This window comes from Ruegeria sp. CG11 (assembly GCF_056537245.1).
Window position 1 is genome coordinate 1 of sequence record NZ_JBQFRE010000035.1, and the last position, 13,486, is coordinate 13,486.

Annotated in this window: 11 protein-coding genes and 2 pseudogenes; 8 read left to right on the forward strand and 5 right to left on the reverse strand. The window is 55.0% G+C overall.

The window, feature by feature from the left end; all coding sequences use genetic code 11:
• Positions 1–106 precede the first annotated feature (106 nt).
• A pseudogene (locus ACR0KW_RS23545) lies at positions 107–187 on the forward strand (IS6 family transposase); the annotation flags it as partial.
• A gap of 33 nt (positions 188–220) precedes the next feature.
• Here ACR0KW_RS23545 and ACR0KW_RS23550 read toward each other — a convergent pair.
• The 4 genes from ACR0KW_RS23550 to ACR0KW_RS23565 form a co-directional block, all read right to left on the reverse strand.
• Positions 221–2,635 carry a GcvT family protein gene (locus tag ACR0KW_RS23550; RefSeq protein WP_480807197.1) on the reverse strand — a complete coding sequence of 805 codons (2,415 nt, stop codon included), beginning with the start codon at positions 2,633–2,635 and terminating at the stop codon, positions 221–223.
• Between the two features lie 173 nt (positions 2,636–2,808).
• Positions 2,809–3,651 carry a carbon-nitrogen hydrolase family protein gene (locus ACR0KW_RS23555; protein ID WP_480807198.1) on the reverse strand — a complete coding sequence of 281 codons (843 nt, stop codon included), beginning with the start codon at positions 3,649–3,651 and terminating at the stop codon, positions 2,809–2,811.
• A gap of 2 nt (positions 3,652–3,653) precedes the next feature.
• Entirely contained in the window at positions 3,654–4,538 is an 885-nt protein-coding gene (locus ACR0KW_RS23560) for a MurR/RpiR family transcriptional regulator (RefSeq protein WP_480807199.1), read from the reverse strand.
• Between the two features lie 175 nt (positions 4,539–4,713).
• Positions 4,714–5,673, reverse strand: coding sequence for a LysR family transcriptional regulator (locus tag ACR0KW_RS23565; RefSeq protein ID WP_480807200.1), 960 nt, complete (start codon positions 5,671–5,673; stop codon positions 4,714–4,716).
• 114 nt (positions 5,674–5,787) lie between these two features.
• Here ACR0KW_RS23565 and ACR0KW_RS23570 point away from each other — a divergent pair, with 114 nt between their 5' ends.
• The 7 genes from ACR0KW_RS23570 to ACR0KW_RS23600 all read left to right on the forward strand — a co-directional run bounded on the left by ACR0KW_RS23570 (position 5,788) and on the right by ACR0KW_RS23600 (position 12,993).
• A complete protein-coding gene (locus tag ACR0KW_RS23570; RefSeq protein ID WP_480807201.1) occupies positions 5,788–7,122 on the forward strand; it encodes an aminotransferase family protein in 1,335 nt (444 codons plus the stop codon).
• A gap of 2 nt (positions 7,123–7,124) precedes the next feature.
• Positions 7,125–8,054 (forward strand): 3,5-dioxohexanoate:acetyl-CoA acetone transferase, encoded by a 930-nt coding sequence (gene kce, locus ACR0KW_RS23575; protein ID WP_480807202.1) that lies wholly within the window; start codon positions 7,125–7,127, stop codon positions 8,052–8,054.
• Between the two features lie 10 nt (positions 8,055–8,064).
• Positions 8,065–9,093, forward strand: a complete 1,029-nt coding sequence (locus ACR0KW_RS23580) for a histone deacetylase family protein (protein WP_480807203.1) — start codon at positions 8,065–8,067, stop codon at positions 9,091–9,093.
• Between the two features lie 281 nt (positions 9,094–9,374).
• The gene (dctP, locus tag ACR0KW_RS23585) at positions 9,375–10,379 is read left to right on the forward strand and encodes a TRAP transporter substrate-binding protein DctP (protein WP_480807204.1); all 1,005 of its coding nucleotides are present in this window, start codon (positions 9,375–9,377) and stop codon (positions 10,377–10,379) included.
• Between the two features lie 82 nt (positions 10,380–10,461).
• On the forward strand, positions 10,462–11,076 hold the full coding sequence (locus ACR0KW_RS23590; RefSeq protein WP_480807205.1) for a TRAP transporter small permease: 615 nt from the start codon (positions 10,462–10,464) through the stop codon (positions 11,074–11,076).
• Complete coding sequence (locus ACR0KW_RS23595) at positions 11,073–12,365, forward strand: TRAP transporter large permease (RefSeq protein WP_480807206.1); 1,293 nt, start codon at positions 11,073–11,075, stop codon at positions 12,363–12,365. Before ACR0KW_RS23590 ends, ACR0KW_RS23595 begins: the two co-directional genes overlap by 4 nt.
• Before the next feature lie 403 nt (positions 12,366–12,768).
• Positions 12,769–12,993 (forward strand): hypothetical protein, encoded by a 225-nt coding sequence (locus tag ACR0KW_RS23600; protein WP_480807207.1) that lies wholly within the window; start codon positions 12,769–12,771, stop codon positions 12,991–12,993.
• Between the two features lie 186 nt (positions 12,994–13,179).
• Here ACR0KW_RS23600 and ACR0KW_RS23605 read toward each other — a convergent pair.
• A pseudogene (locus ACR0KW_RS23605) lies at positions 13,180–13,386 on the reverse strand (transposase); the annotation flags it as partial.
• Positions 13,387–13,486: the final 100 nt, after the last annotated feature.

Below are 13,486 nucleotides of genomic sequence, written 5' to 3' on the forward strand. Positions count from 1 at the left end.
GCGCGCCTTTGAAGGAAATCATGAACTGACTTTCGACTGATTTTACCGAAAGTCATTCACCCGCAGCATCTGACCTCGTCAACAGCCAAAAATTTGCAACAGATCCGAACTGGTCAACATGATCCGCAAAGGTCAATTCACGCCCGGACTCCGCCCGTTTCAGCAGTTCGCCCAACTGGCAGAGTAAAATGCTCACCATTTCCACTGATGTTCTGCCATCCTAAAAAGTTTGCGACAGAACCGTTTGCGACACAGTCCGCATGCGTGCTCCAGCCGGATCAAACGCGCATTTGTATTGAAGTTTCGCCCCAAAGCGATGCCCGGAGATGTCCAATTCTACTCTGGCACCATCGGCGTTCTTTAGTTTGACATGAGCCAGCGCAACCGGCTTGCCAACTCGATGGCCAAACGCGGCTGACGTCGTGTGACCCACGATCTCATCTCCGGCATAGATCGGCTCATGCCCCAGCGGCACCGCTGTTTTGTCTTCCAGAATCACCGTGACCAGATGGCGGGTCGAGGTTGTGCGCCGCTTGGCCAGCGCTTGGGAACCGATAAAGGTTTTCTTCTTCGACACCAGTATGTCCAGGCCTGTCTCGACAGGCGAGGTATCGCTATCCAACTCGTGACCCATGGCGGCAAACCCCTTTTCGATCCGCATCGCAGTTTGCGCGTACAAACCCGCCGGCTTTGCTCCGGCGGCTGTCAGCGCCGCATAGACGGCTGGGGCGTTTTCGGCCCGCATTGTGATTTCCCAGCCGTATTCCCCGACGTAAGACATGCGAACCGCCCGCACGTGGCGTCCGGCGATATGGGCGGGGCCGACCTTGAAATAACCCAGCTCAATCAGTTCTGGCGCGCCGGTCTCAGTGATGATCCGCGCGGCGTCAGGACCCATCAGGCCCAGAACGGCATAATCCTCGGTGCTGTCGGTCAGGGTCACATCAAAACCTTCAGCGTGTCGGCGGAACCAAGCCAGATCGCTTCTGATTGCATTTGTGCCGACGAACAGGCGATAGTGGTTCTCGGCAATCCGATGGGCGGTAATGTCGCTTTCGTAAGTGCCACGTTCGTTCAGCACAGCAGTATAGATCGCGTTGCCCGGTGCTTTGGCCATGTTTGCCGCGCATGTTTGCTGCAGAAAACGCTCCGCGTCCGGACCTTCAACCTCGATCTTGCCGAAAGGCGAGGCGTCGAAGATGGCTGCTTGCTCATGCGCGGCCCGGACTTCGGCTGCAACATTATCGAACCAGCCGGGTTTGCCGAATGTCATCTCGGGCTCGGCCGCTTTGCCGAAATAAAGCGGACGCTCCCAACCGTAGAACTGACCAAAATGGGCGCACGCTTCTTTATATTCCGCTTCCAGCGGCAGGGCGCGCAGGCTCCGGGCGGTGGAGAGTTGACGGCCCGGATAGGAGATTTCGTAGTGGGTTCCCAGTATTTCCGGCGCGCGTGCCATCAAGTGATCCAGCGAGTTAAACACGGGCGCAAACCGTTTGGCGTCAGCCTCGCCCAGATCATAGGCCGTGTGCCCGTGGACGATGCAGTGCGCCAGATTCATTCCCGCACCACCCCCAGAAGCAATACCAACTGAGTTCAGGCCACAACCCAGATACAGTCCGCGCGTCTCGGCGGTTTCACCCAGCAGGAACATGCCATCAGGGGTAAAGCTTTCCGGACCGTTGAGCAGCATCTTGACCTCGGCCGTTTCAAGCGCAGGTAAACGATGCAGCGAATTCATCATCATGGGCTCGAAATGATCCCAATCCTCGGGCAGCAGGCCGAATTCAAAGCTCTCGTCCAGAATGCCGGGTTCTATCGGCTTGCCCATGGGTTCAAAGCAGCCCACCAGCAATCCGCCGCTATCGTCGCGAATATAAAGGTGACTGTCGTGATCGCTCAGGGTTGGCGTGTTCCCGACAATCCCATCAATGGGTTTGGTCAGAAGATAGAAGTGTTCGCAAGCAAGGACCGGAACTTCAGCGCCCGCCATGGCGCCAACCTCGCGCGACCAAAGCCCGGTGCATAACGCGATGGCATCGCAGGTGATGGGGCCCTTGGTCGTCTCAACGCCCTTGATGCGGCCATTGTCTGTCAGGATGCCAGTGACGCCGGTTTCTTCGAAGATCTTTGCGCCCAAACCTTTTCCCGCTTTGATCAGCGCAGCGCAGACATCCGAGGGGCTGACACGCCCATCGTCTGGCGACCAGACGGCTCCGATTACATCGTCCGCATTCATCAGCGGCCAGCGTTCCTTGGCCTCGCCAGCACTGATGGAGTGCGCCTCGACCCCAAAGGCCTGGGCCAGCGCTTCCTGCCGTCGGATATGCGTCAGACGCCCATCTGAGGTGGCGATGGACAGGCTACCCTTTTGAATCCAGCCGACATTCTGGCCTGTCTCCTGTTCAAGCTGAGCGTAGAGATCGATCGAATATTGGATCATTCGGGTCAGGTTCTGTGAATGGCGAAGGGCGCGGACCTGAGCCGCCGAATGCCATGTCGTGCCGCTGGTCAGTTTATTTCGTTCAAGCAGAATTGCGTCACCGACACCCATTTTCGCCAAATGGTACAGGGTCGAACACCCCATGATTCCACCACCAATTACAACAACTGAAGCGTGGTTGGGGAAGGTCATATCGCAATCCTGTGATTCTGAGTGAAAGCCAATCAATCTCAGGATATTGCAAATGTAATAATAGTCAACTTAAAGTTAACAAACGTAAAGTTTGATGGGCGCAGAAAGAGACCGCATTCACGATGCGGGCGTGACCAGCTCAGAATGTATCGCAGATGCTATTCGACGCTGTTTCAGGCGGTGGATGGAAGACGGCCATAGTCTTCCAGGCGATCCTTGAGGAAAGAATAGTTGGCGCGGGCCTGATCCAGTACGGATCGCTCAAGCACTATATGTTTACAGGTTTCTTCGTGCTGAGGAAACGCAACGGGACCTGTGTTTTCGTCCATCCACGGCCAACAAAACAGGGAATTGCCGTATTGTTCCCCGGCGCGGTTGAGCGACATCAGGAACATCTGGTTTTCCAGCGCTCTGGTGCTCGCAAAACTGTGCCAAGTGTGAAAGGACTCGTCCCGATAATAGGCGCCGCAATGGGTGATCAGATCAACGCCTTTATCAATGGCCAGAGTACGGCAGAGTTCGGGAATGCGGATGTCGTAGCAAATGATCGGGGCGATCCGGAACCCCCGGACCTCATATGTCAGCAGATGCGTACCGCGTTCAAAATATTCCTTTTCCATCGAAGCGCCATATTGGGCCAGATGTAGTTTGTCATAGTGCCCGACAAGCTCGCCGTCCGGACCAACAACTGCGACCGAGATATAGGTGCCATCTGCACCGCGGCGCGCAAAGCTGTAAGACACGAAAACAGCAAACTTTTGCGCCACACCCCGCCATGCCTGAAAGGATGCTCCGTCCAGAGGCTCGGCAATTTCGCCCAAGCGCGAAAACGCCGCGCGTGAATAGTCGATGCTCGACAATTCGGGCAATACCACAAGGTCGGCGGGCCGGGCTGTAAGCGCGTCGCTGACCTTTTGCGTGGATTGCAACAGATGCGCATCCCGTTCCTGTGCCGTGTTCGTCTGGGGGATATGAATCTGACAGGCGAGAATTGTCAGGGTGTTTTCCGTCGGCATTATCAGATTTCCTTGTCTTTCCAATACTCGCCCAGCTTGATGCGATCCGCTTCAATCTGCTTGATTCTGTCGGTTGCGTTGGCCTGTTCTTCGATTGTGAAGAAACCGATCAGCGCCTCGATCAGCACTGTCACTCCGGCAAACGAGCCAAAGAAGAACGGGGCCTGATCCTGCGCCAGAAGTGTGTGGTCCGCCATGATCGCAATAGGCGAGGCGGGGCTGTCGGTAATCGCGATTACCTTGGCCTTTCGGTCCTGTGCAAATTCAGACACCCGAATGGCCCCATCGGCACAGGGTTGCAGGCTGATGGTTATCACTATGTCCTTTTCCGAAATATCTGTGATGGCATCGGCCAGAACACCGCCTGAAGCCTGAAGCAATCGGAATTTGCCGCTGGTCATTCCCGCCAGATAATTCAGGTAGGAAGCGTGGGTTTGCGAGGCCTGCATGCCTACCAAATAGACATGCCTGCTTTGGCTCAGCATGCGGGCGATTTCGGCAATGTGCTCGGGGTCATTGGCTTCGAACAGGGACGAAATATTGGCCAACGCAGCGTCGCGCAAGTGTTCCCAGAACCTGATATTGCTGCGGCTGTTTTCTGCATCGCTCATTGTTACGGCGCGTAGATGGTAATCCTTAATATCGTGTTGCTGTACTTGTTTGCGATAAACGTCCCGTAGCTCGCTGTAGGTCTCGTAGCCAAGTATCCTTGCCATGCGCGAGAAATTCGGAAGCGACACACCCGCGTTGGCTGCCACGCGGCGCATGGACAGAGTCGCGATGTCGCCCGGATGTTCCAGCATATAGGTCGCAACGATTTTCAGAACGCGGGGAAGGTCGGGGTAAAGATTCCTCAGGCGTTCGCCAATTTGCTGATAGTCGCTCATACCGAAAATGCTCAAAACCGGAGGTTGCCTAAGTTGAAGTGTCTGCGTGCATCGACAAACACGTGTACTCAACTGCCTGCACGGGATGCTAGGATGATTTTCACGTTCGTGCAATATTCCCCGACATCTGTATCATTTGAAATCTACCGCTCGTCGTCGAGGGACATTTGATGTTTCAGTCAGAATAGGTGCGCTCAGTCAACGGAGTGTCGGATATACGGGTTCTCAGCATCTCAAGAAATGCGACTTCTGCAGGATTCAGCCGTGCGTTGCTGTGGTGGACCAAAAAAAAGTCGATTATGGGTTCGTTGGTGTAAGGTGGCAGGCGCCACAACTTGCCCTGCGCAACGTATTGACGGGCAAAATGGACGGGCAGGGGGCCGAACCCCAGCCCTGCAATGATCATCCGCAAAGCTTCGTCCAGGTTCGAAGTGTAGCCGATTACATTTTTGTCCAACGCCTGTTGTGCCCGCAAAAGGGCCACCGGCCTAAGGGCGTCCCACAACTGGTCCGTTTTGAAAGATACGGATGAATAGTCTCTCAGATCGCTCAACTTCAAATCTGTCTGCCCAAAAAGGGGATGGGCCGGGCCACAGAAGAAGCTGAAGAAAGAACGATACATGATCTCGTACTTCAGTCTGGGGTGTTGTTCGCTGATCAGGCAAAACCCCACGGCTGCGGTTTTTTCCAGCACACTACGCTGAACGTCCGCACTGGACATGACGTCGATTTCAATTGTCACATTCGGGTTTTTCCTGTGGAAATCCGAGAGGACGCTATCAAAAAAACTGCTTTCAATTCGGCTGGTTGTGGCCAACCTAACCTGCCCGGTCAGATGGTCCCGGGTGGTTTTGGCCGTCTGAATCGCGCGTGTTATTGTCCCGAAGACCTCGACACACTCCTGATACAAAGTCTCACCGGCCGGCGTGAGGTGAAATTTCGAAGGGCTGCGTTCGATCAGTCGGGTACCGGTACGGGATTCCAGGCGTTGCAGGGCCTGACTGATGGTCGGCTGGCGCAATCTCAGCCGATTGGCCGCGCGTGTCAGACTGCCCTCCTGCGCGATGAACATGAAGGTGCGCAGCAGGTTCCAGTCAAGTTCCCGCACCAGTTTCTCTGCCTTGGATTCGTTCATGTCATCAGCTTGGCCTATGGTGGATATTCAAATTATCTATTTGGCCTATGATGAATATGAGCACAACATCTTCGTGTTGTCCTATCCCATTCAGGGATAGCCGGAGGTCAGTCAGTGCAGAAATCGAATTTGTTCTATCAATCCCGCCTTCGTCGGCCACAGGTTGACCGCGCCGAAGGAATCTATTTCTGGGACACAGATGGTCGGCGATATATTGATGGGTCATCCGGTGCGATGGTCAGCAACATAGGTCATTCAAATCCGAATGTTCTGGCTGCCATGAAGGCACAGATGGACAGCGCCACGTTTGCCTATCGGCTGCATTTCGAAAACGCACCTGCCGAAGATTTGGCGTCAGAGATAGCCGCGCGAATGCCGGAAGGACTGAACCGGGTTTTCTTTGTTTCCGGGGGATCGGAGGCGGTCGAATCTTGCGTCAAGTTTGCCCGGCAATGGGCGATTGCCACCGGGAAGCAAGAGCGGTGGAAAATGATTTCCCGGTTTCCGTCTTATCATGGGAGCACTCTGGGCGCGCTTGCGCTGACTGGGTATGGACCCTTGGTGGACGCATTCCAGCCGATGTTTCGGGAAATGCCGAAAATCCCGGCGCCTCTGTGCTATCTGGACAAGGACAACCTGTCCGATCACGATCGCGGCCTGAAATATGCCGAGATGCTGCGGGATGAAATTATTGCTCAGGGGCCTGACAGCGTACTGGCATTTATCATGGAGCCTGTTGGCGGGGCTTCGACCGGCGCACTGGTTGCGCCAGATAGTTATTACCGCCGCATTCGGGAAATCTGTGACGAGTTCGGTATCCTGCTGATCATGGATGAGGTCATGACCGGCGTTGGCCGGACGGGCAAATTCATGGCCTCGGAACATTGGGACATTCGTGCAGACCTTGTGGCCGTCTCCAAAGGGTTTGCGGCCGGATACGCTCCGCTGGGCGCGATGATCGCCGACGAACGATTGGTGGATGCCGTATTGAGCGCCGGTGGTTTCGCGCATGGCCACACTTATGCGGGCAACCCACTGGCCTGCGCCGCCGGTCTGGCCGTGCTGCGAGAAATTGAGCGTCTGGACCTGCTGGAGAACGCGACCCGGATGGGCGAAGATCTGATGACAGGTATGCGCGAGTTGATGGCACGGTATTCGTTCGTTGGCGATGTGCGCGGAAAGGGACTGCTTACGGCATTCGAAATGGTCTCGGACCAGGAGACGATGGCGCCGTTGCCGAAATCTCTGGATGCGTATCTCAAGTTTGTGGACATTTGCTATGATCGGGGCCTGATCACTTATTCGCGTCGTACACGCGGTGGTCTGGAGGGTGATCACTTCCTGATTTGCCCGCCGATGATCGTGACCGAAGATCAGGTCGGGGACATTTTGAACATTTTGGATGACAGCCTTTCCGTCTTTGCGCGGGAAGCGGGGTTGGGGGGCTGAACATGGCACGGAAAATCATCATAACCTGCGCGGTAACCGGATCGATCCACACCCCAAGCATGAGCCCGCATCTGCCGGTGACGTCGGATGAAATCGCGACGTCGGCCATCGAAGCCGCCGAAGCGGGCGCATCGGTGCTGCATCTGCATGCCCGTGACCCCGAGACGGGGAAGCCAAGCGCGGATATCGACGTGTTCCGCCAGTTTCTGCCGCGCATCAAACAGGCGACCGATGCGGTTATCAATATCACCACCGGCGGCAGTTCTCAGATGACGATTGAAGAGCGCCTGTCCGCGCCGTCGCAACTGTCGCCCGAGATGTGCTCGCTGAACATGGGGTCGATAAATTTCGGGCTTTTCCCGATGCGCGACCGTTACTCAAACTGGCAGCATGACTGGGAAGAGCCGTTTCTGGAAAACACCCGCGACACCGTCTTCAAGAACACGTTTCACGACATTGAGCGTCTTTTTGAATTGATGGGCGACGAGTGTGGAACCCGGTTTGAGTTGGAATGTTATGATGTGGGCCACATCCGGACCGTCGCTTATTATCTGCGGCAGAAGAGGATCAAGGCCCCTGTCTTTTTGCAGTTTGTCATGGGGGTCTTTGGCGGCATGGATGCCAGCCCCGAGACGCTGATGCACATGAAGTCAACCGCCGATCGGTTGCTGGGTGATCAGTATCAGTTCTCGGTCCTCGCCGCCGGACGTCAACAAATGCCCTTGGGAGCGATGGGCGCCGTTCTGGGTGGGAACGTGCGTGTCGGTCTGGAAGACAACCTGATGATCGGTAAGGGTGAACTGGCAACAAGCAATGCGCAGCAAGTGCGAAAAATAAGACGTATCGTCGAGGAATTGGGGTTCGAAGTCGCAACCCCGGCGGATGTCCGTAAGGCCTTGGGCCTGAAGGGCGCGGAACAGGTCGCGTTTTGAGGGGGGAGGCATGAAAGTTTTTGTAGATCAGGAAAAACAGCGCCAACATTATCCGTCAGGGTTTCTGGTTAATGGCCTCATGCAGCCCAACCCCGAAAAGCCAGAGCGGCTGGAGCGGCTTTTGGACGGGATTGCAAAAGGCGGGCACGATATTTTTTCACCCGAAGATCACGGGTTGGGTCCAATTGCGGCCGTTCACACTCCGGCCTACCTGAAGTTTTTGTCCACGGTTTACCCACGCTGGCAGCGTATCCCGGATGCAGCGCCGGAAATATTTCCGAACATTCACCCCGATCGCCGCACTGCAAGTTATCCGTTATCTGCGGTTGCACAGGCGGGTTACCACATCGCCGATATGTCATGCCCGATTGGGGAACATACTTGGGAGGCGTCACGCTGGTCGGCAAATTGCGCAGTTTCAGCGGCAAAGGCCGTTGAAGCAGGCGAAGCCGTTGTCTATGCGATGTGTCGCCCGCCCGGTCATCACTGTTTCAGCGATCTGGCCGGCGGATTTTGTTACCTCAACAACAGCGCCATTGCGGCACAACATCTGCGCAAGTCTCATGACCGTGTGGCCATCATCGATGTAGACCTTCACCATGGCAACGGAACGCAGGGCATTTTCTATGAGCGTAATGACGTCTTTACCCTGTCGATTCATGCCGACCCAGCCCGTTTCTACCCGTTCTTTTGGGGGCACGCGCATGAACGCGGGGAAGGGGCAGGCTTCGGCTATAGCCTTAACGTCCCATTGGCGCGTGGAACAGGCGACGAAGGCTTCCTGAAAGGGCTGGAGAGCGGGCTTGAACAAGTCCAGGCCTTTGCGCCGGGCGCGCTTGTCATTGCGCTGGGGCTTGATGCGTATGAGGGTGATCCATTTGGCGGGCTTGCGGTGTCTACCCCGGGATTCACAAAGATTGCGGAAATTCTGAAGGCATTGAATCTGCCGACAGTCATCGTGCAGGAGGGCGGCTATCTCTGCGACGAATTGGGAGACAACCTGAACGCGTTTCTCTCCGGATTTCATAGCCCAACATAACCGGCTAATGCGGAGGTAAGGTTATAGACCATGTGGGAGGTCATTGATTGTACGTTTTGGGTTTCGGGCATTCGGTTGAAAATCAGTTTTTTTGCTCGAATGAGTATTCAAAATGTATCAATCGAAAAAATGCCGCAAAGTTAAATTGCGGATGTTAAATTATGATTTTGGTGTTAGTAATACGACACTGAAACCTGAGGTGTTGGTAAGGCTGCGATACCTGTAAAACTTCAAAAAGGCCCCGTTTTCGAGGGTTATAATCCAAAGGGAGGATATTTCTCATGAAATTTGACAAACTGGCCAAAGGGCTGGCCGTTAGTGCCACAAGCGCGCTGCTCGCCACTGCTGCTTTCGCCGAAGATATGACCTTGCGGTTTGCCGGGGTTTTCCCAATTGACCATCAAGGCACAAAAATGATGGAGCAGGTTGCGGCCGACGTGGCTGCTGCCGATGTCGGTCTGAAAATCGACGTGTTCCCCGCAAACCAGCTGGGCTCGGGTGAGGCGCTGTTTGAAGACGTCGCGCGCGGCAATATCGATCTGGCGGCTGCCTTTATCTATGCCGACACTGACCCGCGTCTGGAATTCCTGTCGATGCCGTTCCTCGTGGGTGGCTGGGACGACATGAACAATATCATGCGCAACATGGATTCCGAATATAACAAGATCCTGCAGGAAATCACCGACGAGTACGGCGTGCGCGTGTTGGCCCAGAACCCGGAAGGGTTTGTTGGCATCGTCGCCACCCAGGAGCCGGCCAACTGGAACAACTTCGACGACAAAGGCATGAACATTCGTGTTTGGTCGTCGCCGGCGGTAAAAGCAATGGTCGAAGCTCTAGGTTTTCGGGCCACGACCATGGCTTGGGGTGATATCTTCCCCGCGATCCAGTCCGGTATCGTTGATGGTGCGATCTGCTGCACCAAAACGGCTACCTACTCGATCTTCGCCCAGTCGGATGTCGGCACGCATTTCGTGGAGTACAACTCGATTTCAGAGTTGACTACATTCTACGCATCGCAGCGTACTCTGGACAAGCTGAATGACGAGCAGCGCGAAGCTCTGCAGACGGCCATGACCAAGGCGTCGGATGACTTCTTCCAGTATAACCGCGACAACGATGCGGCGTTTGGAGAGAAGTTGATCGAAAAAGGCTATACCATCCTGTCCCTGAGCGACGAGGAGCAGGCCGCAATGGCTGCTCACATTCAGGAAAACATCTGGCCAATGATGGCGCAAAGTGTCGGTCAGGATGTGATTGACCGTTTGCTTGCAAACAAAAACTGATAGTCTGACAACCAGGTGGGCCGGCAAACTTGCCGGCCCTTTTTCTACTGCCTAATAAAAAAAGAAAAAGCGGGGAACAGACATGTCGAATGACGAAGAAGACATGACGAGATGGGTCGGCGACGAAGACGCCGATAAACCGCAGAAAGTTACCGACGAATTGCCGCCCATCATCGGGTACCCAATGAAGGTGATCGCGTTTGTTTGCAGACAAATCGTCATGTTCTGCGGCTTCCTGATGGCCTTCACATTTGGCGCGGTTGTGGTGATCAGATACGGTTTTGGCGGCGACCTGTTTGCCTATGAGGAATGGCTGTTGGCTTTCTCCATCATCGGCTTTTTCGCCGGTGCGGTTCTGGCTTCCGCCCGCAATCTTCATATCAACGCGGACATTCTGGGTATCGTGATGCACAACCCCCGGCTCATCTGGTGGCGCGGATTCACGGTGTTGCTGGTCGAGCTTCTGGTAATCCTCTTTATGGTCTACGCCTGTTACGTGTCGCTGCTTGACGACTTCTCGTTCCCGCGTCTGAGGTCCACTCCGGTTCTGCGTATTCCGTTCGTTTCTTGGCGCATCGCGATCATGTGTTCTTTCGGCTTCATGGCGATGTTCACCGCTGCGTATCTATACGTGCATATCCGTAAGGGGCTCGGGCTTCCGTTGCGCTCTGAAATCGTTAAAGGAGCCGCGAAATGATTATCGCCGGAAGCCTTGTAATTGTCTGCCTGATGCTCTTGCTAGGTGTCAGCGTCTATGTGGCGTTCGGAGCGGTTCTGATCTTCATTGCGATGGTTGGGGATCAGTCCATTACGGGCTATCTGCCGACCGGGGCGACAGGAATTCGCTCGCTTGTGCTGTTGGCCATCCCGCTTTTCATGATTGCCGGTGGCATCATGGAGAAGGGCAGGATCGCAGCGCCTCTGGTGGCGCTGGCCGAGATGTTCATTGGCCATATCAAGGGTGGTCTGAACGCGGCATCCGTGCTGGCCTGCGGCGTGTTCGGGTCGATCTCGGGTAGTGCGAATGCGACACTGACCTGTATCGGCGGCATCATGATGCCGCACCTGAAAAAGGCGAAATACCCGGGCGGGCAATCTGCGGCGTTGATCGTGTCGGCAAGCCCGTTGGGCCTTCTGATCCCGCCCAGTTCATCACACATTCTCTATGGATGGGTGGCACAGCAACACGTGCTGAAGTGCTTTCTTTCGACGGTCATTCCCGCGATCATTCTTATTACGCTCCTGATCATCACCAACCAATTCATGCTGCGCAAGTATGATGATATCGAACTGACCGAGCGCCCGAATCCCTTCATGCCAGCGCTGTTGGGCCAAGGCCGTCTGGCCGGGCCCGCGCTTATGATGCCAATCATCATCCTGGGCGGTATCTACGGCGGCATCATGACCCCGACCGAGGCCGCCGGCATCGCGGTATGTTATGCGATCCCGGTGGCGATCTATTTCTATCGCGGCCTGACCTGGAAAACCCTGGCGCAAACCATCCAGTCCTCAGGCGTGACGATCGGTGTGGTCATGGTGATGATCTTCATGGTGCTGATCGTATCGGACAACCTGATCTCGCAGGGCGCGCCGCAAATGGCGAAAAACATGGTTTATGCCGTTTCGGATAACCCGATTGTCATACTGCTGATGATCAATGTCGTCATGATCCTGATCGGCATGCTGATGGACGATATCTCAGGTCTGCTGCTGGCCACACCAATTCTTCTGCCTATTGCGCAGAGTGTTGGGGTCGATCCGATCCACTTTGCCGCGATCATCGGTGTCAACCTTGGGATGGCCAACATCACGCCGCCTACGGCTCCGCTGCTGTATCTCGGGGCGCAGATCTGTGACACGCCGGTTTCCAAGATGCTGTGGCCGACGCTGGTATTCATCGTGTTCGCATGGTTGCCGACGCTGATGCTGACCACCTTCATTCCCGAACTGGCCTTGTGGCTGCCGGACCTGTTGCTCAGTCGGTAAATTCGGTTTGATGTAAAATTCAACGGCGCCCTTCCCGCCACGGGTTGGGTGCCTTGTATTTTCTAACACATCCGATCCGCTCAGAGAGCACGTGGCGCAGATGCCAAAGAAATGTCCTTTCCGGAAATCGCCCAAGGTCCTCCAAACTAAAAAGCCGGCGAGTTTCGCCGACTTTCAGGTGCTTTGAATTAAATGTCGGCCTTCAGGCCGTCTTCTACACATCAGGCATAGAGTAAGATTGTAAGAGCGGCGATGAACGCCAACCCGGCAGCTACAAAGCTGACATAGTGTACAGTGTCACGCAGTTCTTTGGTCATTGGCACATTCCAGATGTTTCAGGGACAGGATTTCCTGTTTTTCGCATCTATAGCTTTGCTGTACGAAAAAGAACTTGGGACATTGCATGACCGGCATGCGCCGGGAACATGCCATTGGGCCGAAAGACCAGGTGCGCAACATAGTCGTGTCGCAAATTTTTAAACACGCATACTCCGCTTTGGTAAAAAATGTGTGCCGCTGGGCCATTTCTTCGCTCAGAGAGCATAAAAAGGCTCTGTCGCAATTACAGCAAAGACATGTGCGCGCGGTCATTGGATGTATTGAGTCGGACCATCATGGTTCCGACTGATCCCGAACATGATGATGAAGAGATCGAGGCCATCATTCACAACATCGGCGCTGCGGCGAGGGTCACTGCGGGAGAGCTTGCAGCGAAGGAGGTCGAGATAATGGCTACAACTCAGTTGGACCCCGCATAGTTCGACGCAGACAGTTTTGGCATGAGTGGCGCAGACTAGGTTCCAGACTCATTGATTTACAGCCAGAACAAGACGGTGGCTGCGAGCGCGATGGCCGAGAGGAAGACCTTCGGGCATCGATCATAGCGAGTGGCGACACGACGCCAGCCCTTCAGGCGTCCGAACATAATCTCGATCCTGTTGCGGCGTTTGTAGCGGCGCTTGTCGTACCGGGCAGGCTTGTCGCGTGATTTTCGGCCTGGGATGCAGGGCTTTATGGATCTGTTGCAAACTTTTGGCTGTTGACGAGGTCAGATGCTGCGGGTGAATGACTTTCGGTAAAATCAGTCGAAAGTCAGTTCATGATTTCCTTCAAAGGCGCGC